We start from the raw sequence: 17713 nt of genomic DNA on the forward strand, positions 1-17713 counted from the left end.
TGTGGCAATGGCACAACCGGAACGCCGGGGCCCCCAGGTCCTGAACATTGGTGAAGTCCTCGCCCAGCTGAGCGCCGACTTCCCGGGCATGACCGCGTCGAAGATCCGCTTCCTGGAGGAAAAAGGGCTGATCAACCCGCGGCGCACCCCCGCCGGCTACCGGCAGTACTCGGATGGCGACGTGGAGCGGCTGCGGTTCGTGCTGGCCCTGCAGCGGGACCAGTACCTGCCCCTGAAAGTGATCAAGGACTACCTTGACGCCATCGACAGGGGAGAGCGGCCGGAGAACCTGCCCCCCGGCGTCGTGGTTTCCCCCCGCATTGTCTCCGATGAACTGGCCGCCGAACTGCAGAACCGTGGCCGCAAGCTGAGCGAGGAGCAGCTCCGTACAGAGTCCGGCGCCAGCGTACCCCTGCTGCAGTCGCTCCTGAGCTTCGGCCTCATCAGCCACAGCAACGGCCAGTTCGACGAGCACGCCCTCCAGGTGGCCCGCGCCTGCGTCCAGCTGGAAAGCCACGGCCTGGAACCACGGCACCTGAGGCCCTTCCAGGCAGCAGCCGAACGGGAATTCGGCCTGGTGGAACGCGCTGTCGCGCCCCTTGCCTCACGCAAGGACTCGGCATCCCAGGCACGCGCGGCAGAGGCGGCCCGCGAGATCAGCGATCTTTGCCTCACCCTGCACCGGGCCCTGGTGCAGGACCACATCTCACGCATGGACATCTGATGATCGAAGTCGAGATTGTAGGCGTTCGCATCGAACTGCCTTCCAACCAGCCGCTGGTCCTGCTCAAAGAGATGCACGGCGAACGCCACGTTCCCATTTGGATTGGCACCCCGGAAGCCAGCGCCATCGCCCTGGCCCAGCAGGGCGTGGTCCCGCCCCGGCCCATGACCCACGATCTCCTGGTGGACGTGGTGGAGTCGCTGGGCCACTCCGTGGTCAGCGTCAACATCGTGGCCGTGGAGGACAACATCTTCTACGGGCAGCTGCAGTTCGAGAACGGCACCACTGTGAGCTCGCGCGCCTCGGACGCGCTGGCGGTTGCGCTGCGCGCCAAGTGCCGGATCTGGTGTGCCGATTCCGTAATGGACGAGGCAGGCGTCCGCATTACAGAGCACGACGAGGGGGAAGACGCCGAGCCGGGCCCCACCGTGGACGAGGAGCGCGAACTGCGGCGTTTCCGTGAATTCCTGGACGACGTGGAACCAGAGGACTTCGACGGCTAAGGTCACGTTAAGGTTAAAGTTAAGGCTGAAAGTTTCGACACGCCTCTTCGAAGCCCCCGAGGTCTTTGACCTCGGGACCCGCCGGGCCTAACGTCGAAGTATCAAGTTCCCTTGCTTACGGCAGCCGCGCAAGTCACACTGGAAAGTGCGCCCCGCGGAGAAATTACACCCATGGTCTTCATGCCAAGGATGCTGTATCAGTTCCGGGGGAGCGTACGACAAGGAGGATCCAGGTGAGTCCCAAAGGCGAAGCAGGCGGGCTTAAACAGCCCACGGCTGGTGTTGCTGTGCCCGTGAGTGGTGCCCAAGGCCTCCTGTTCACCGAAGACCTGCCGGTACTGGATGAAGACGCCGGCTACCGTGGCCCCACTGCCTGCAAGGCCGCAGGCATCACCTACCGCCAGCTCGATTACTGGGCCCGCACCGGACTCGTCGAACCGGCCGTCCGCGGCGCCGCCGGCTCAGGCTCGCAGCGGCTCTACGGATTCCGCGACATCCTGGTCCTCAAAGTGGTCAAAAGGCTCCTGGACACCGGAGTTTCCCTCCAGCAGATCCGCACCGCCGTGGAACACCTGCGGGAGCGCGGCGTTGAGGACCTGGCACAGATTACGCTCATGAGCGACGGCGCCAGCGTCTACGAGTGCACCTCCGCCGATGAGGTCATTGACCTGGTGCAGGGCGGCCAGGGCGTGTTCGGCATCGCAGTGGGACGCGTATGGCGCGAGGTCGAGGGCAGCCTCGCATCGCTGCCCAGCGAGCACGCCGCCGAACAGTCCTTTCCGGACGACGAACTGAGCAAGCGCCGGGCAGCGCGGAAGATCAGCTGACCCACCCGCACCCATACGAATCAGGGGCCGCCCTCCAGCTGGAGGGCGGCCCCTTATCCGTTTAAGCGCTGTGGTTTCTGCGGCCTGCGGAACGTCCCGGTCAGCGGGCGCGGCTGCGGAGGCCGCTGCCGGCCGTCATCAGGTTGGACAGCAGGTCGTCAAACAAACCGGCCGCGGACTTTGCCGAATCACCCGGCCAATGGTGGACGGGGTGGGCTGCGCCCTGGATCTGCTGCCAGTTGGCCTGCTCAGGAATGCGCGGGCTCAGCAGGAGTTCGCCGAACATGGACTCCATCTCCGCAAGCCGGTAGGTGTGCTCGGAGGAACCGCTCCGGACCCGGTTGGCAACGATCCCTGCCGGCGAAAGATTGGGCGCAAACTCCTGCTTGAACAGCTGGATGGCCCGCATGGTGCGTTCGGTACCGGCAACAGAGAACAGGCCCGGCTCGGCCACCAGGGCCACTTTGTCACTGGCCGCCCAGGCCATGCGCGTCAGGCCATTGAGCGAGGGCGGGCAGTCGACCAGGACCAGCTGGTAGTCCGCGGCGCCGGCGAGCACGGCGGAAAGCCGCCGGAGATCGCGGCGGCCAAGGTCCGGCCGGTCGTAGATACCGGTGTAGGCGGAGCCGACGGCGACATCCAGGACGGCGGGCCTGGAACCGTTGGAGGGGGCGCGGTCGGCCCAGCTGCTCCGCACCACGTTCTCAGCCAGCTTCGCCCGGCGCGGGCTCTTCAGCATCCTGCCGATATCCAGCTGGTCACCCGGCTGCACGCCTAGGGCGGTGGTGGCGTCGGCGTGCGGATCCAGGTCCACCACCAGCGTGCGTACTCCTGCGGCCAGCGCCGCAGACGCCAATCCTGTGGTGACGGAAGTCTTGCCGACTCCACCCTTGAGGCTGCTGATGCTGACTACTTGCACTTGAGAGACCAAAACCTAACGCCGGATGCCGTGTTGGGGGTAATGTTTGCCTCGGCAGAGCCGAAGCCGGACGGTCCTGCCGCCCTACTCATCATATGTTGATGCGTCGGCGAATCCTGCTTTATCGGGCGTCGGCATGGCACCGACTGTGCTGCCGGGGCGGTTTCCGCCAGTCAGGCTGAAAGCGTTCGGGACATGACGGGAAAATCTGTGACCGTGGCCACAAAGATTTGTGTTTGTCCTTGCAGGTCCTAGACACTGTGACCACTCATCGATCCACCCGCAATGATGCAGGAGAAGTATGTTTTCCAAAGTTCTGGTGGCCAACCGCGGCGAAATCGCGATCAGGGCCTTCCGCGCCGGCTACGAGCTGGGCGCTAAGACCGTTGCCGTTTTTCCCCAAGAGGACCGTAACTCGATCCACCGCCAGAAAGCGGACGAGGCCTACCTGATTGGCGAGGAAGGACATCCCGTCCGGGCATACCTGGACGTGGCGGAGGTGGTGCGCGTCGCGAAGGAGTCCGGCGCAGACGCCATCTACCCGGGCTACGGTTTCCTCTCCGAGAACCCGGAACTGGCACGTGCGGCAAAGGAAGCCGGCATCACTTTCGTGGGTCCGCCCGCCGAGGTGCTTGAGCTCGCCGGCAACAAGGTGGCGGCCCTGAAGGCGGCCCGGGAGGCCGGGGTGCCGGTCCTGAAGTCCAGCGAGCCGTCCAAGGACCTGGATGAGCTCCTGGCCGCCGCCGATGAGATCGGATTCCCCATTTTCGCCAAGGCCGTGGCCGGCGGCGGCGGCCGCGGCATGCGGCGGGTGGACACCCGCGAGGCACTGCCGGAAGCCCTGAAGTCGGCCATGCGCGAAGCCGATGCTGCGTTCGGTGATCCCACCATGTTCCTGGAGCAGGCGGTCCTTCGCCCGCGGCACATCGAAGTGCAGATCCTCGCGGACGCCGAGGGCAACGTTATGCACCTCTTCGAGCGTGACTGCTCCATCCAGCGGAGGCACCAGAAGGTCATCGAGATCGCTCCTGCCCCGAACCTGGACGACAGCATCCGCCAGGCCCTGTACCGGGATGCCGTGAAGTTCGCGCAGGCACTGAAGTACGTCAACGCCGGTACTGTCGAGTTCCTGGTGGACACCCAGGGCGAGCGGGCGGGCCAGCACGTCTTCATCGAAATGAACCCGCGCATCCAGGTGGAGCACACGGTCACCGAGGAAGTCACGGACGTGGACCTGGTCCAGGCTCAGATGCGGATTGCCTCCGGTGAGACGCTGGCCGATCTTGGCCTCTCCCAGGACACGGTCAGGCTTCGCGGCGCCGCCTTGCAGAGCCGCATCACCACCGAGGACCCCGCAAATGGTTTCCGCCCGGACGTCGGAAAGATCACCGGATACCGTTCGGCAGGCGGTGCCGGTGTCCGCCTGGACGGCGGCACGGTCTACTCCGGTGCCGAGATCAGCCCCCACTTCGACTCAATGCTGGTCAAGCTCACCTGCCGCGGCAGGGATTACCCCGCCGCGGTTGCCCGCGCCCGCCGGGCACTTGCGGAGTTCCGCATCCGCGGCGTCTCCACGAACATCCCCTTCCTCCAGGCTGTGCTGGATGACCCGGACTTCATCGCCGGGGATGTGGCCACGAACTTCATCGACCAGCGCCCGGAACTGCTCAAGGCCCGCGTCTCGGCCGACCGCGGCACCAAGCTCTTGACCTGGCTGGCCGACGTCACCGTCAACAAGCCCAACGGCGACCTGGCCGTGCATTCTGACCCGGCCCACAAGCTGCCCGACGTCAAGGACATGCAGGCAGGGCCCGGTTCACGCCAGAAGCTTCTTGAGCTGGGCCCGGAGGGCTTCGCGAAGGCACTGCGTGAGCAGAATGCCGTTGCCGTCACCGACACCACCTTCCGTGACGCGCACCAGTCCCTGCTGGCCACGCGTGTCCGCACCCGCGACCTCGTCGCCGCCGGCCCCGCCGTTACGGCCCTCATGCCGCAGTTGCTGTCCGTCGAGGCCTGGGGCGGCGCCACCTATGACGTGGCACTGCGCTTCCTGGGCGAGGACCCCTGGGACCGGCTCGCCGCACTGCGCAAGGCCATGCCCAACGTCTGCATCCAGATGCTGCTGCGCGGCCGCAACACCGTGGGCTACACCCCTTACCCCGAAGAAGTGACCGAAGCTTTCGTCAACGAGGCTGCCGCCACGGGCATTGACATCTTCCGCATCTTCGACGCCCTGAACGACGTCAACCAGATGGCTCCTGCCATCCGCGCGGTCCGGGCCACCGGAACCGCCGTCGCAGAGGTGGCGCTTTGCTACACCGGCGACATGCTGGACCCGGAAGAGAAGCTCTACACCCTGGACTACTACCTGGGGCTGGCACAGAAGATTGTCGACGCCGGCGCCCACATCCTGGCCATCAAGGACATGGCCGGGCTGCTTCGGCCCGCTGCCGCCGCCAAGCTCGTCGCGGCGCTGCGTGAACGCTTCGACCTGCCCGTCCACCTGCACACCCACGACACCGCAGGCGGCCAGCTGGCTACGCTCCTGGCGGCTGTCGACGCCGGTGTGGATGCCGTGGACGTGGCTTCCGCATCCCTGGCCGGCACCACCAGCCAGGTGTCGGCGTCGGCCCTTGTTGCTGCGCTGGCCCACACGCCCCGGGACACCGGCCTCAGCCTGGACGCCGTCAGCTCGCTCGAGCCGTACTGGGAGGCCGTCCGCCGCGTCTACGCGCCGTTCGAGTCCGGCCTGCCCGGCCCCACCGGCCGCGTGTACAAGCACGAGATCCCCGGCGGGCAGCTCTCCAACCTGCGCCAGCAGGCCATGGCCCTGGGCCTGGGGGAGCGGTTCGAAGCGATCGAGGACATGTACACGGCAGCGGACCGGATCCTTGGCCACCTGGTCAAGGTGACGCCGTCCTCCAAAGTGGTGGGCGACCTCGCCCTGCACCTCGTGGGACTCAACGCGGACCCCGCCGACTTCGAGGCCAACCCGCAGAACTACGACATCCCCGATTCCGTCATCGGTTTCCTGTCCGGCGAGCTCGGCGATCCTCCCGGAGGCTGGCCGGAACCCTTCCGCACGAAGGCCCTGCAGGGCAGGAGCGTCAAGGTCCGCGACGTCGAGCTCAGCGCCGAGGACAGCGCAGCGCTCAAGTCCGACTCCAAGACCCGGCAGTACACACTGAACCGGCTGCTTTTCGACGGGCCCACCAAGGACTACCTGAAGAGCGTGGAGACGTACGGCAACATCTCGGTGCTGGATACCCGTGATTACCTTTACGGCCTCCAGCGCGGAACCGAGCACGAAATCCAGCTGGAACGCGGCGTACGGTTGATCGCCTCCCTGGAGGCCGTGTCGGAGCCGGACGAGAAGGGCATGCGCACCGTCATGTGCACCCTGAACGGCCAGTCCCGTCCCGTGGTGGTGCGCGACCGTTCCGTGGTGAGCAACGTCAAGGCCGCTGAGAAGGCCGATCCCGCGCAGCCCGGCCAGGTGGCCGCCCCCTTCGCCGGTGCCGTCACCGTCACCGTCAAGCCGGGGGAGACGGTCAAGGCCGGAGACACCGTGGCCACCATCGAGGCAATGAAGATGGAAGCGTCCATTACGACGCCGGTAGCCGGCAAGGTGTCCCGCCTCGCCATCTCCGCCGTGGAACAGGTCCAGGGCGGAGACCTGCTGCTGGTCATCGACCAGTAGGCTTCACCGGAGACGGCGAAAGGGTCCTCCCTTTCGTGAACTGCTCCCCGGAAGTTGGACTGATGAATTCAGTTCCGGCCTTCGGGGAGCAGTTTTTTGCGTGGAGACGGGAAGTCCGCCATGCCGGGAACAGTGGGAAGCCGCAGTGGTCCGGTCAGGCCAGCCAGCGCCACCAGCGTGGCTGCTCCGGTTCCGGCGCCGGTTCAGGCTCCGGCTCCTCGCCGAGGGCCAGCGCGGCCTGGACGATGTCGTCCGCGGTGAGGGTCATGACGGCTTCACGATCGAGGGCGTCGAGGCTTTGTTCCTCGTCCAGCGAGAGCCGCAGCGCCTGGCGGTTGAGTGCCTGCTCGAACAGTGTGCGGGCGAACCGCGCGTTGCCGGAGTCCTCGCCCGCATGGAGCCCGGTGAAGATGCGGCGCAGCATCTGGTCCGCACCCGGCTCCAGCATGTACTCGTGCTGGGCCAGCATCTGGTGGAAGATCGTCTGGAGCGCGTCCACCGAGTAATCGGGGAAGGTGATCTCACGGGCGAACCGGGAGCGCAGCCCGGGGTTCGAGAGCAGGAAGGACTCCATCAGCGCCGGATACCCTGCCACAATCACCACCAGGCGGTGGCGGTGGTCCTCCATCCGCTTGAGCAGGACCTCGATCGCCTCCGGGCCGAAGTCCATCCGGCCGTCCTCAGGGGCCAGCGCGTAGGCCTCATCGATGAACAGGACACCGTCCAGCGCGCGCCGGATCACCCGGTCCGTCTTGATGGCGGTCTGGCCGACGTACTGCCCCACCAGGCCCGAACGGTCCACCTCCACCAGGTGGCCTTTCTGCAGCAGGCCGACCGCGCGGTACATCTCGGCCAGGAGCCGGGCCACGGTGGTTTTGCCCGTGCCCGGGTTTCCCAGGAACACCAGGTGCTGTGATGTGGCAACCTCCGGAAGGCCGTGCGCCTTACGGCGTGCCTGGACCTGGAGCAGTGCGACGAGGGCCCGCACCTGTTCCTTCACGGTTTCCAGTCCGACCAGCGCGTCGAGTTCAGCCTGCACTTCGGACAGCGGCCGGGCCGGCCCGGGCCTGGCGCCCATGAGATCGCCCACGAGGTCGTCCACGCGCTCCGAACCGCCGGGCAGCTTGAGCTGATCGGCGAGGTGTCCGATGGTTTCGCGCAGGTCATCGAGCGGTTTGCGGCTGGCAGCCATGCAACCACTGTAGTACCCGATGCCCGGCCAGGGTGGTTCGTGGAACAGGAAAGGGGCCTCCCGCCATGGGAGGACCCTTTCGTGTTACCGGCTTCAGGAGCGCGGGGTGGAGTACATTTCCTCGATGACGCTTTCGAAGTCCTTCATGACCTGTGACCTTTTGACCTTCATTGACGGCGTGAGGTGCCCGGAGGCTTCGGTGAAGTCGGCCGGGACGATGCGGAAGGACTTGATGGCTTCGGCCTGGGAGACCGACGAATTTGCCGCGGTAATGAGGTCCTGCACTGCTGCCTTCACCACTGGATTGGCGGCTGCCTGCTCCAGGGTGGTGTCCGCCGGAAGGCCGTGGCGCTGGAGCCAGCCCGGCAGGGCTTCCTGGTCCAGGGTTACCAGGGCCCCGATGAAGGGCCTGTTGTCGCCCACCACGAGAACCTGCGATACCAGGGCGTCGGCACGGATCTGGTCCTCCAGCAGGGCCGGGATGACGTTCTTGCCGCCGGCGGTGACGATGATTTCCTTTTTGCGGCCGGTGATCCAGACGAAACCGTCGTCATCCAGCTTGCCGATGTCCCCGGTATGGAACCAGCCATCCGTGAACGCCTCCGCGGTGAGGTCGTCCCGCCCGTAGTAGCCGCGCATGACGCAGACTCCCTTGGCCAGGATCTCGCCGTCGTCGGCAATCTTGACGGAGTTGCCCGGGAGGGGCTTGCCCACGGAACCGATCTTGATCCGGGACGGGGTGTTCACCGTGATGGGCGCGGTGGTTTCGGTGAGCCCGTATCCCTCCAGCACCTGCAGGCCGATGCCCTGGAAGAAGTGGCCCAGCCGCTCGCCCAGGGGGCCGCCACCGGACACGGCATGGGCAACATGTCCACCCATGGCAGCCCGCAGCTTGCCGTAGACCAGCTTGTCGAACAACGCGTGCCGCAGCTTCAGGCTCAGTCCCACCCGTCCGTCCTGCCGCGCCTTCGAGAAGGCGATGGCAGTCTCGGCGGCCCGGTGGAAGATGGCGCCTTTGCCGCCGTCCTCGGCCTTGGTCAGCGCGGAGTTGTAGACCTTCTCGAAGACCCTGGGCACCGCCAGGATGAACGTCGGTTCGTAGCTCTGCAGGTCAGCCAGGAGGTTCTTGATGTCCGGGGTGTGGGCCACCGTGGTTCCGGCTGCCATCGCCAGTACTGAGATGTACCGGGCAAACACGTGGGCCAGCGGCAGGAACATGATGGTCTTGGCATGTTCGTGGACAATTTCGCCGATGATGCCCAGGGCATTGTCCGAGAGTTCCACGAAGTTGCCGTGCGTCAGCTCACAGCCCTTGGGGCGTCCCGTGGTTCCGGAGGTGTAGATGATGGTGGCGACGTCTCGCAGTCCCGCAGCTTTGCGGCGGGACTCGAGGTCCTCGTCGCTGACGCCGCGGCCTGCTTCCCGGAGGCTGTCCAGGCCCTGGCCCTCAAGCTGCCACACGTGCTGCACGTCCGTCAGGCCTTCGGCGGTGACGGCCTGGCGGATGACGTTCTCGTGCTGGGCGGACTCGCCGAACGCGGCCACCGCGCCGGAGTCGCCCAGGTTCCAGGCCACCTGGGAAGGGGAGGAGGTTTCATAGATGGGGACCGAGACCGCTCCTGCGAACCAGATGGAAAAGTCCACGAGAGACCACTCGTAGCGGGTACGGGACATGATGCCCACACGGTCACCGGCGCCGACTCCACTCGCCATGAGCCCCTTGGCCAAAGCCTTGACGTCGGCCAGGAATTCGGTGGCGGACACGTTGCGCCACGCACCCGAGGCGTCCAGGCGGGAAAACAGTGCCGGGTTGCTGGGCTTGGCCGCCTGCCGCAGCACCAGGTCAGTGATGTTGGTTTCGGGCGGGACAACAACCAGGGGCGGAACACTGAATTCGCGCACTATAGCTCCTTTGATATCTGAAGTCCCGCGCAGGGGGTTTGCCTAAAGACTAGTACCCCGGGCGGAACAGTGCAGTACACAAACCTACTGGCGAGTAACTTAGCCGTCAATGGGCGCTGTGAAGGGCTGTATGTCAAGACAATGTTTCCGCCCGCCTAGAATGGTGGACTATGTACGGACCGTTGCCCGGCGATCAGGCCGGCCCCCTGAAAAGACCAGCTCCGTGGCGCCGCCGTCCCGCCACCCACCGTGCCGGACAGCTCCATGGCGGCACCGGCGGGCACCTCCGCCTGGGCCGCAAGGGACTGGCCATCGGAATCGACATCGGGGGAACCAAGGTCGCTGCCGGCGTGGTGGACGCCGAAGGGCGGATCCTCAGCGAGGCCCGCCGCTCAACCCCCGGAACGGACCCGCGGGCAGTGGAGCAGGTCATTGTCGAACTGGTGGAGGAACTCGGCCGGGGGCACCGCATCTGGTCAGTGGGCATCGGCGCAGCCGGCTGGATGGACCTTGCCGGCGGAACCGTCCTTTTCAGCCCGCACCTGGCCTGGCGCAACGAGCCACTGCGTGACAACCTCCAGCGGCTCCTCCGCCGGCCGGTGCTCCTGACCAACGACGCCGATGCCGCAGCATGGGCTGAGTGGCGCTTCGGCGCCGGGCAGGGGGAGGACCGGCTGGTCTGCATCACGTTGGGCACCGGCATCGGCGGCGCCATGGTGATGGACGGCAGGGTGGAACGCGGCCGCTTTGGCGTGGCAGGGGAGTTTGGCCACCAGATCATCATGCCGGGCGGCCACCGTTGCGAATGCGGCAACCGAGGCTGCTGGGAACAGTACGCTTCGGGCAACGCCCTGGGACGGGAAGCCCGGCTCCTGGCACGGTCCAATTCACCGATGGCCCAGGACCTGCTGGCGGCCGTGGGGGGACATCCGGAAGCGATCACCGGAGCCATCGTGACCGAACTGGCGCTCGCCGGCGACCCCGCTTCGCGGGAGCTGATCGAGGAGGTCGGCGAATGGCTGGGCCTCGGGCTGGCCAACCTGGCAGCGGCCCTGGACCCGGGGCTGTTCGTTATCGGCGGCGGCCTGTGCTCAGCGGGCGACCTGCTGGTGGAACCGGCCCGCAAGGCCTTCGCACGGAACCTGACGGGGCGCGGATTCCGCCCGGCTGCAGGGATAGAGCTGGCGGCCCTGGGCCCCAACGCGGGGCTCATCGGAGCTGCCGACCTTTCCCGCGTCAGCAGCCGCGTCCGCAGCTGAGGACGACGGCGGTGCGGCCGCCGGGGAGCTAGACCCTGGCGCCGTCGTCGTCGCCGTTCTTTTCCTGGGGCAGCTTCATGATCAGGTACACCGTGGCCAGCACGAACACCGCAACGATGCCAACGATGGCCAGCAGGGGTGCTGACCGCCAGAACATGGCTGAGAGCAGCAGTGCGACGGGTCCGCCGACGGCCCCGAGCCAGGCGAGCATGGTCAGGGGGTCGGTGCCGGCCAGGCTGGGCGGTTCCTCCGGCACGAACTCTTCGCCGTCGTCGTCCACGTCATAGTCCCTGGGACCCTCGCCGGGCCCGTCCGCGCCGTTCGCGGGCCGCGCCTGACGTTCGGCCGCGGACATTTCGGCGGGAGGAGTTCCCGCCAGCCCCAGGGGATCGAAGTCGCGGAACGTGGGTTGCGCGGGGGGTTCCGGCGCAGCAGCCACCGGACCGGTGGGCAAATGTTCCCCGGGGGCGGGGGAATCGGGGCGGATCGCCACGGTGTCCGATTCCAGCCTTGCCACCAGGTCCAGCCAGACGGCGTCGTCCTGGTTGGCGCCCTGGTCCGGCTGGTCGGAGTCAGGCCTGTTCACTGCGGACCTCCTGTCCGGGCCGCGCCGGGCCGGCCGGCGCATCCTGCAGGACGCGCCGGATGAACTCAACAGACCCCTCAAAGATGCGCTCGGCGTCGTTGTCCAGGGTCGCGACGTGGTAGCTGTTCTCCAGCCGCACCACTTCCAGCGGAGCGTGCGTCAGCCCGCGCCGGAGGGCGTTCATGCTGGCATCCGACACCACGTGGTCCACGGTGGAGCGGTAGACCTGCACGGGTGCGGTGACCCGTGGCAGGAGCCGGACGGTGTCCCTGAACATTTTGTTCAGTTCGTGGGCAGCGGCCACGGGTGTGCGTGCATAAGCACCCTCATCCATCCCTGCCTTGAGGATGTCATTGCCGATGGAGGGGGTGCTTTTAAGCACCAGCTTCAGGATCCCTGCCAAGGGCGCGCGGGGATCATCAATCACCAGGCCGGGGTTCACCAGGATCACTCCCGCGACGGGTCGGGTGGCCGCAATGCGCAGGGCCAGAGCCCCGCCCATGCTCAGGCCGGCTGCGAAGACCTGGTCGCACTCCGCGTCCAGTTCCAGGAAGGCGTCGTCCAGGGCGCCGTGCCACTGCTGCCAGCGGGTGCGGGCCAGATCCTGCCACGTGGTCCCGTGGCCGGGCAGCAGCGGCATGCGGACGGCGAAACCGGCTGCGGCGAACGCCGCGGCCCAGGCGCGCAGGCCATGGGGGCTTCCCGTGAAGCCGTGGGACAGGACCACCCCCGTGCGGGATCCTTCGCCGCTGAAGGGGCTGGTGAACGGGCTGTGGTCCGGACCGGAGGTCATGGCGTCTCCAAGGGACTGGTACGGCGGGCGTAGGCGGCGACGAATTCTCCGGACCTGGCGAAGATCGCGGGCGCGTCAACGTCCAGAGTAGCCACATGGCCGCTGCTGGCAAGGTCCACCACGTCGGTGAGGTTCGGGCCCAACCCCTTCCGCAGCAGCGCCAGCGATGTGGGCGGGACCACGGCGTCGGTACGCGACTTGAAGACCTGGACCGGGGCGTCGACACCGGGCAGCGCCCGCACGGTTGCACCGAACAGTTTCTTGAGCTCATGCACTGCCGCGAGCGGCGTCAGGGAGTAATCGCCATCGTTCGTCGCCGGCGCCCCGGTCTGCTCCTCCTGGATGGGGACCGTGGTCCGCTGGAAGTATTTGAGGAGGCCGATGATCCGTACCCGGCGGTCATAGAAGCTAAGGCCCGGGTTAACCACGCTGACCCCTGCCACCGGGTGGCGGGATGCTGCGAGGAGGGCAATCGCACCGCCCATCGACAGGCCCGCCGTAAAACAGGAATCCGTCCGGGCCGCCAGCTCGAGGAGGGCCTTTTCGTAGCTGCGGTACCAGTCCTGCCAGCCGGTCAGCGCGAGCTGGCGCCAGTCTGTTCCATGCCCCGGCAGAAGCGGGACGGATACGGCGTATCCGAGGTCCGCGAGGTGCTGTGCCCACGGCATGATACTCAGGGGACTGCCCGTGAAACCGTGGCAAATGGCCACCCCGGTGCGGGCGTTGGCGCCGTGGCCCGGATAACTGAAAGCGGCCGGACGGGACGGGGGGCTGCTTTCAGTCATGACTCCATCGTGTCACTGTTCCAGCCAAATCTCACTAGAGTAGGGTTGCATTGAATCGCTGGCCAGGCCCGACGCAGGGCCTGGGGCTGCCTTCCGGAGAGGTTCACCACGTGTTCTATTGGGTCATGAAAAGGATCTTCCTCGGTCCGGTGATCAAGCTGCTCTTCAGGCCCTGGGTCAAGGGCCTGGACAACATTCCGGCGCAGGGGGCCGCCATCATCGCCTCCAACCACCTGTCGTTCTCCGACTCCATCTTCATGCCGCTCATGGTGCGGCGCCCTGTGGTCTTCCTCGCCAAGTCGGAGTACTTCACGGGAACCGGCATCAAGGGCAGGCTCACGGCCGCGTTCTTCCGCCTCACCAACCAATTGCCCATGGACCGCTCCGGGGGCGCTGCCTCCGCCGCGTCCCTGAACGCAGGGATGGAAGTACTCGGCGCCGGCGGCCTGCTGGGCATCTACCCGGAGGGCACGCGAAGCCCCGACGGACGGTTGTACCGCGGCAAGGTAGGCGTGGCACGGCTGGCGCTCCAGGCCGGGGTCCCTGTGATCCCCGTTGCCATGATCGGCACCGACAAGGTCCAGCCCATCGGCAAGCGCCTGCCCAACATCCGCAGGATCGGCATGATCTTCGGCGAACCGCTGGATTTCAACCAGTACCGGGAGCAGGCAGAAGACCGGACGGTCCAGCGCCAGGTCACGGACGAGATCATGTCCCGGCTGATGCGGCTCTCCGGCCAGGAATACGTGGATGAATATGCGGCCGTGGTGAAGCTGCGGCTCGCCGGGAAGCCGGAGGAACCGCGGGCTGCCGCCGAGCCCCTCGCGGCCCCGGCAGCCTCCGGAGACGGATTCATCCAGGACTCCGGGTCAGGCCCGGCGCCGGGCAGCCCCGGTGTGGAGGACGACGCCGGCACAGAGGCCGCGGGATAGCGGAACCTTCCGGCCGCCCCGCGGCAGTTGTGACGGGGACAGCGGGCAGCGTGACGGTCCGGTGCCCGGCGCTGCCGCCCTGCCGCTAGTCTTAGAGGGTGACTGAGCTATCTGCAAAACCAGCCTTTTCTCTGTCCAGCACCGCCCAGAGCGGAGCGGCCAACTATCCCGGACTGGACCATTGGCGGGACCTTCCCATCTCCCAGCAGCCCAGCTGGCAGGACCGGGATGTCTTTGAGGCCTCAGTGAAGGAACTGTCGGTCCTGCCGCCGCTGGTGTTTGCAGGCGAAGTGGACGTGCTTCGCGAGCGGCTGGCTGCCGCTGCCCAGGGCAAGGCGTTCCTGCTGCAGGGCGGCGACTGCGCCGAGACCTTCGAGGCTGCCACGGCGGACAAGATCAGCGCCCGTGTGAAAACCATCCTCCAGATGGCGGTGGTGCTCACCTACGGTGCCGCGATGCCGGTCATCAAGATGGGCCGCATGGCGGGCCAGTTCGCCAAGCCGCGCTCCTCCAATGACGAAACACGTGACGGCGTGACCCTGCCTGCCTACCGCGGCGACATCGTCAACGGGTACGACTTCACCCCCGAGTCGCGCGGCCACGACGCCGCGCGCATGCTGCGGGCGTACCACACGTCGGCCTCCACCCTGAACCTCATCCGCGCCTTCACGCAGGGCGGTTTCGCGGACCTGCGCTCCGTGCACCAGTGGAACAAGGGGTTTACCGAAAACCCGGCCCACGCCCGTTACGAATCACTGGCCCGCGATATTGACCGTGCCATCAAGTTCATGGACTCCTGCGGCGCCGACTTCGAAGCCCTCAAGCGGGTGGAGTTCTTCGCAAGCCATGAGGCACTGCTCTTGGATTACGAACGCGCGCTGACCCGTATCGACTCCCGCACCGGCTTCCCGTACGACACCTCAGCCCATTTCCTCTGGATCGGCGAGCGTACCCGGGAACTGGACCACGCCCATGTCGACTTCCTCTCGCGGGTACGCAACCCCATCGGCGTGAAGCTGGGCCCGTCCACCACCGGTGACGACGCCCTGCGCCTGATCGACAAGCTCGACCCGGACCGCGAGCCCGGCCGCCTCACCTTCATCACCCGCATGGGTGCCGGCAACATCCGCGAAAAGCTGCCGGCCGTCGTCGAGAAGGTCACCGCCTCCGGGGCGCAGGTCCTGTGGGTCACCGACCCGATGCACGGCAACACCGTCACCTCGCCCAACGGGTACAAGACGCGGAACTTCGACGACGTCATCGACGAAGTGCGCGGGTTCTTCGAGGTGCACCACGGACTGGGGACGGTACCGGGCGGCCTGCACGTGGAGATGACAGGCGACGACGTCGCCGAGTGCCTGGGCGGCGCCGACCCGATCGACGAGGATGCGTTCCTGGACCGCTACGAGTCTGTCTGCGATCCCCGCCTGAACCACATGCAGTCACTCGAAATGGCCTTCCTGGTGGCCGGCGCGCTCGCCAAGCACTAGGAACCAAGCCAAACGGTTCCAGGTGGGCAGGCTGATGCCTGCCCACCTGGACTACACCACCGTGATGGTGACGACGGAGCCTTCCGGGACCTCCCGGTCCACCGGCGACTGGTCCCGCACGGTGCCGAAGAAGCCACCCAGGATGTTTTTCACCCGGACCTGGAAGCCCAGTGCTTCGAGCGCCTTGCGTGCCTCCGAGGCCTGCTTGCCGATGAAGCTGGGGACAGCCACCATCTTCGGGCCCTTGGAAATGGTCACGGTCACCGTGCCGCCCCTGGTCAGCGTCCCGTTGGCCGGGGACTGGCTGACCACGGCGCCCTCCGGAACGTTCCGGTCGAACACCTGGTCGGGGGCTACCTCGGCAGTAAGGCCTGCTGCCTCAATCGCGGCGACGGCGTCGTCCTCGGCCTTACCGACGACCGACGGAACGGCAATAGGCTGCGGTCCCTTGGAAACCGTAAGTCCCACGGGAGTACCGTGCCGGGCAGGGGTGCCGGCAGCGGGATCCTGGGACAGGACGGTACCGGCGGCTGCTTCCTCATCAAATTTTTCGGTGACCGTCCCCAGCGCCATCTCCGCCGCGTTCAGGGCGCTCTTCGCCGCGTCCAGAGTCCCGCCGGTGAGTGGTGGCAACGGGAAAAGCTGCGGCCCCTTGGACACCAGCAATGAGACGGGCTGGAACTTCCGGATTTCCGTCCCAGCGGCAGGCTCACTGCCCACCACGAGTCCGGTGGGCACGTCGTCGTCGAAGACGTCGCTCGTGGTGGAGCGGAAGCCCACCCCGTTGAGCAGTTGCTGGGCCTGTGCCACTGTCTTGTTGGCTACTGCAGGCACGGCAGCGGCGGCACCGGGGCCCATGCCGAAGAACCAGCCCGCGCCCGTCGCCAGCAGGGCCGCGAGGATGAGGACCACCACCCAGATGAAGCCGCGCCGGCGCGGATTTCCCTCCCGCAGGGTACGAACCGGTGTGGCGGCGGCCAGCGCGCGGAGCTTCTCGCTATCCCGGTCCGCTTTCCGCTGCGCCCGCTTGCCCAGCCGCGGCGGCGGGGGAGACCAGCCGCTGTCGGCATCGTCGTCGTCGGGCAGCGTAAGCCCGGGCGGGTAAGCTGGCGCTGCCGGCCGGGAGGGAGGAAGCAGCGTTGTCGGATTGCTGGTGCGGCCCAGAATTTCCGTCGCGTGCTGCAACGCAGCGGCGGCCGCTGCCGGCGGCTGCAGGTCCAGCTCCGCATCGGTGAGGTTGGTCCGGATGTGGCGCAGCTCCTGGAGCAGCGCGTTGCCGTCCACGGGCCGGTTCTCGGGATCGTTGGCGGTACACCACTGCACCAGTTCATCCACTTCGCCGGCCAGCCGGGGGACCAGGTCCGACGGCGGCCCGACCATCCCGTTGACGTGCTGGTAGGCCACCTGGATGGGTACTTCGCCCTCGAACGGCTGCCGCCCGGTCAGCATTTCGTACAGCATGATGCCCACCGAGTAGACGTCGCTGCGCGCATCCGCCGGCTTGCCGAGGACCAGCTCCGGCGAGATGTAGGCCACCGTCCCGATCAGGGCTCCGGTGCTGGTTGAGCTGGTCACGGCACGGGCGAGGCCGAAGTCGCCGATCTTGATCCGGCCGTCGTCGGCGATCAGGACGTTTTCCGGCTTCACGTCGCGGTGGATGAAACCGGCTGCGTGTGCCGCCCCCAGCCCCTCCACCACCGGATCTATCAGTGCCAGCGCCAGCCGGGGTGGCAGGGCGCCCCGGTCGCGGAGGACGTCCCTGAGCGTGTGGCCTTTGATGTATTCCATGACGAGGTAGGCAGTTACGCCGTCGTTTCCCTGGTCCAAAACACCCACCACGTGCGGATGGGACAGGCGGGCGGCGGCCTTGGCCTCGCGGCCCAGCCTGCCCAGGAAGTTTTCATCTGCTGCGAGGTGGGGATGCAGCACCTTGAGGGCCACCTCACGGTCCAGCCTTTGGTCCACGGCCAGGTAGACGGTGGACATCCCGCCACGGGCGATCCTGGAAGTGACGGCATAGCGGTTGTCCACCAGCGTCCCTACAACTGGGTCTGACACGTGTTCCTGCACCTTACGATCCTAATCCCGCAGCAAAACGCGT

The 17713-nt window shown here is 66.9% G+C and carries 14 protein-coding genes; 7 read left to right on the forward strand and 7 right to left on the reverse strand.

The genetic code is table 11. From position 1 onward, the window contains the following. Nucleotides 1–7: 7 nt before the first annotated feature. The 3 genes from ftsR to PUN51_RS18385 all read left to right on the forward strand — a co-directional run bounded on the left by ftsR (nt 8) and on the right by PUN51_RS18385 (nt 2054). Nucleotides 8–724 carry a transcriptional regulator FtsR gene (ftsR, locus tag PUN51_RS18375; RefSeq protein WP_018763526.1) on the forward strand — a complete coding sequence of 239 codons (717 nt, stop codon included), beginning with the start codon at nt 8–10 and terminating at the stop codon, nt 722–724. Then, on the forward strand, nt 724–1227 hold the full coding sequence (locus tag PUN51_RS18380; RefSeq protein WP_056331728.1) for a bifunctional nuclease family protein: 504 nt from the start codon (nt 724–726) through the stop codon (nt 1225–1227). The genes ftsR and PUN51_RS18380 overlap by 1 nt, the downstream gene beginning before the upstream one ends. 233 nt (nt 1228–1460) lie before the next feature. Next, the gene (locus tag PUN51_RS18385) at nt 1461–2054 is read left to right on the forward strand and encodes a MerR family transcriptional regulator (RefSeq protein ID WP_018763528.1); all 594 of its coding nucleotides are present in this window, start codon (nt 1461–1463) and stop codon (nt 2052–2054) included. Between the two features lie 100 nt (nt 2055–2154). On the opposite strand, the gene PUN51_RS18390 is transcribed toward PUN51_RS18385, so the two are convergent. Beyond that, the gene (locus PUN51_RS18390) at nt 2155–2973 is read right to left on the reverse strand and encodes a ParA family protein (RefSeq protein ID WP_159632262.1); all 819 of its coding nucleotides are present in this window, start codon (nt 2971–2973) and stop codon (nt 2155–2157) included. Between the two features lie 301 nt (nt 2974–3274). Between PUN51_RS18390 and PUN51_RS18395 the strand changes: the two genes are divergently transcribed. Continuing rightward, on the forward strand, nt 3275–6673 hold the full coding sequence (locus PUN51_RS18395) for a pyruvate carboxylase (protein ID WP_275182047.1): 3399 nt from the start codon (nt 3275–3277) through the stop codon (nt 6671–6673). Between the two features lie 154 nt (nt 6674–6827). Here PUN51_RS18395 and PUN51_RS18400 read toward each other — a convergent pair whose 3' ends face one another. Both PUN51_RS18400 and PUN51_RS18405 read right to left on the reverse strand, forming a co-directional pair. Beyond that, nucleotides 6828–7865 (reverse strand): AAA family ATPase, encoded by a 1038-nt coding sequence (locus PUN51_RS18400; protein ID WP_159632260.1) that lies wholly within the window; start codon nt 7863–7865, stop codon nt 6828–6830. Nucleotides 7866–7958: 93 nt separating this feature from the next. Continuing rightward, nucleotides 7959–9767: an AMP-dependent synthetase/ligase gene (locus PUN51_RS18405; protein WP_275182048.1), complete on the reverse strand. Its 1809-nt coding sequence runs from the start codon at nt 9765–9767 to the stop codon at nt 7959–7961. 170 nt (nt 9768–9937) lie between these two features. Between PUN51_RS18405 and PUN51_RS18410 the strand changes: the two genes are divergently transcribed. After that, a complete protein-coding gene (locus PUN51_RS18410) occupies nt 9938–11026 on the forward strand; it encodes an ROK family glucokinase (RefSeq protein ID WP_159632258.1) in 1089 nt (362 codons plus the stop codon). 28 nt (nt 11027–11054) lie between these two features. On the opposite strand, the gene PUN51_RS18415 is transcribed toward PUN51_RS18410, so the two are convergent. From PUN51_RS18415 to PUN51_RS18425, 3 genes are read right to left on the reverse strand one after another with little or no spacing between them, the layout of a single operon-like run. Beyond that, nucleotides 11055–11612, reverse strand: a complete 558-nt coding sequence (locus tag PUN51_RS18415) for a hypothetical protein (RefSeq protein WP_275182049.1) — start codon at nt 11610–11612, stop codon at nt 11055–11057. Further along, a complete protein-coding gene (locus tag PUN51_RS18420) occupies nt 11599–12405 on the reverse strand; it encodes an alpha/beta hydrolase (protein WP_275182050.1) in 807 nt (268 codons plus the stop codon). Before PUN51_RS18420 ends, PUN51_RS18415 begins: the two co-directional genes overlap by 14 nt. Beyond that, nucleotides 12402–13190, reverse strand: a complete 789-nt coding sequence (locus PUN51_RS18425) for an alpha/beta hydrolase (RefSeq protein ID WP_275182051.1) — start codon at nt 13188–13190, stop codon at nt 12402–12404. The genes PUN51_RS18420 and PUN51_RS18425 overlap by 4 nt, the downstream gene beginning before the upstream one ends. 110 nt (nt 13191–13300) lie before the next feature. On the opposite strand from PUN51_RS18425, the gene PUN51_RS18430 reads away from it, so the two are divergent. Both PUN51_RS18430 and PUN51_RS18435 read left to right on the forward strand, forming a co-directional pair. Continuing rightward, nucleotides 13301–14122, forward strand: coding sequence for a lysophospholipid acyltransferase family protein (locus PUN51_RS18430; RefSeq protein WP_275182052.1), 822 nt, complete (start codon nt 13301–13303; stop codon nt 14120–14122). Between the two features lie 98 nt (nt 14123–14220). Continuing rightward, nucleotides 14221–15612 carry a class II 3-deoxy-7-phosphoheptulonate synthase gene (locus tag PUN51_RS18435; protein WP_275182054.1) on the forward strand — a complete coding sequence of 464 codons (1392 nt, stop codon included), beginning with the start codon at nt 14221–14223 and terminating at the stop codon, nt 15610–15612. A 51-nt stretch (nt 15613–15663) separates the two neighbouring features. Here PUN51_RS18435 and pknB read toward each other — a convergent pair whose 3' ends face one another. After that, nucleotides 15664–17682, reverse strand: coding sequence for a Stk1 family PASTA domain-containing Ser/Thr kinase (pknB, locus tag PUN51_RS18440; protein WP_275182056.1), 2019 nt, complete (start codon nt 17680–17682; stop codon nt 15664–15666). Nucleotides 17683–17713: the final 31 nt, after the last annotated feature.

This window comes from Arthrobacter sp. NQ4 (assembly GCF_029077345.1).
Taxonomy (GTDB): Bacteria; Actinomycetota; Actinomycetes; order Actinomycetales; family Micrococcaceae; genus Arthrobacter.

Excerpts from the sequence above, each read along its gene's own strand:
- PUN51_RS18395 (WP_275182047.1), top strand. The coding sequence starts at position 3,275 with ATGTTTTCCAAAGTTCTGGTGGCCAACCGCGGCGAAATCGCGATCAGG.
- PUN51_RS18410 (WP_159632258.1), top strand. The coding sequence starts at position 9,938 with ATGTACGGACCGTTGCCCGGCGATCAGGCCGGCCCCCTGAAAAGACCA.
- PUN51_RS18380 (WP_056331728.1), top strand. The coding sequence starts at position 724 with ATGATCGAAGTCGAGATTGTAGGCGTTCGCATCGAACTGCCTTCCAAC.
- ftsR (WP_018763526.1), top strand. The coding sequence starts at position 8 with ATGGCACAACCGGAACGCCGGGGCCCCCAGGTCCTGAACATTGGTGAA.
- PUN51_RS18425 (WP_275182051.1), bottom strand. The coding sequence starts at position 13,190 with ATGACTGAAAGCAGCCCCCCGTCCCGTCCGGCCGCTTTCAGTTATCCG.
- PUN51_RS18400 (WP_159632260.1), bottom strand. The coding sequence starts at position 7,865 with ATGGCTGCCAGCCGCAAACCGCTCGATGACCTGCGCGAAACCATCGGA.
- PUN51_RS18420 (WP_275182050.1), bottom strand. The coding sequence starts at position 12,405 with ATGACCTCCGGTCCGGACCACAGCCCGTTCACCAGCCCCTTCAGCGGC.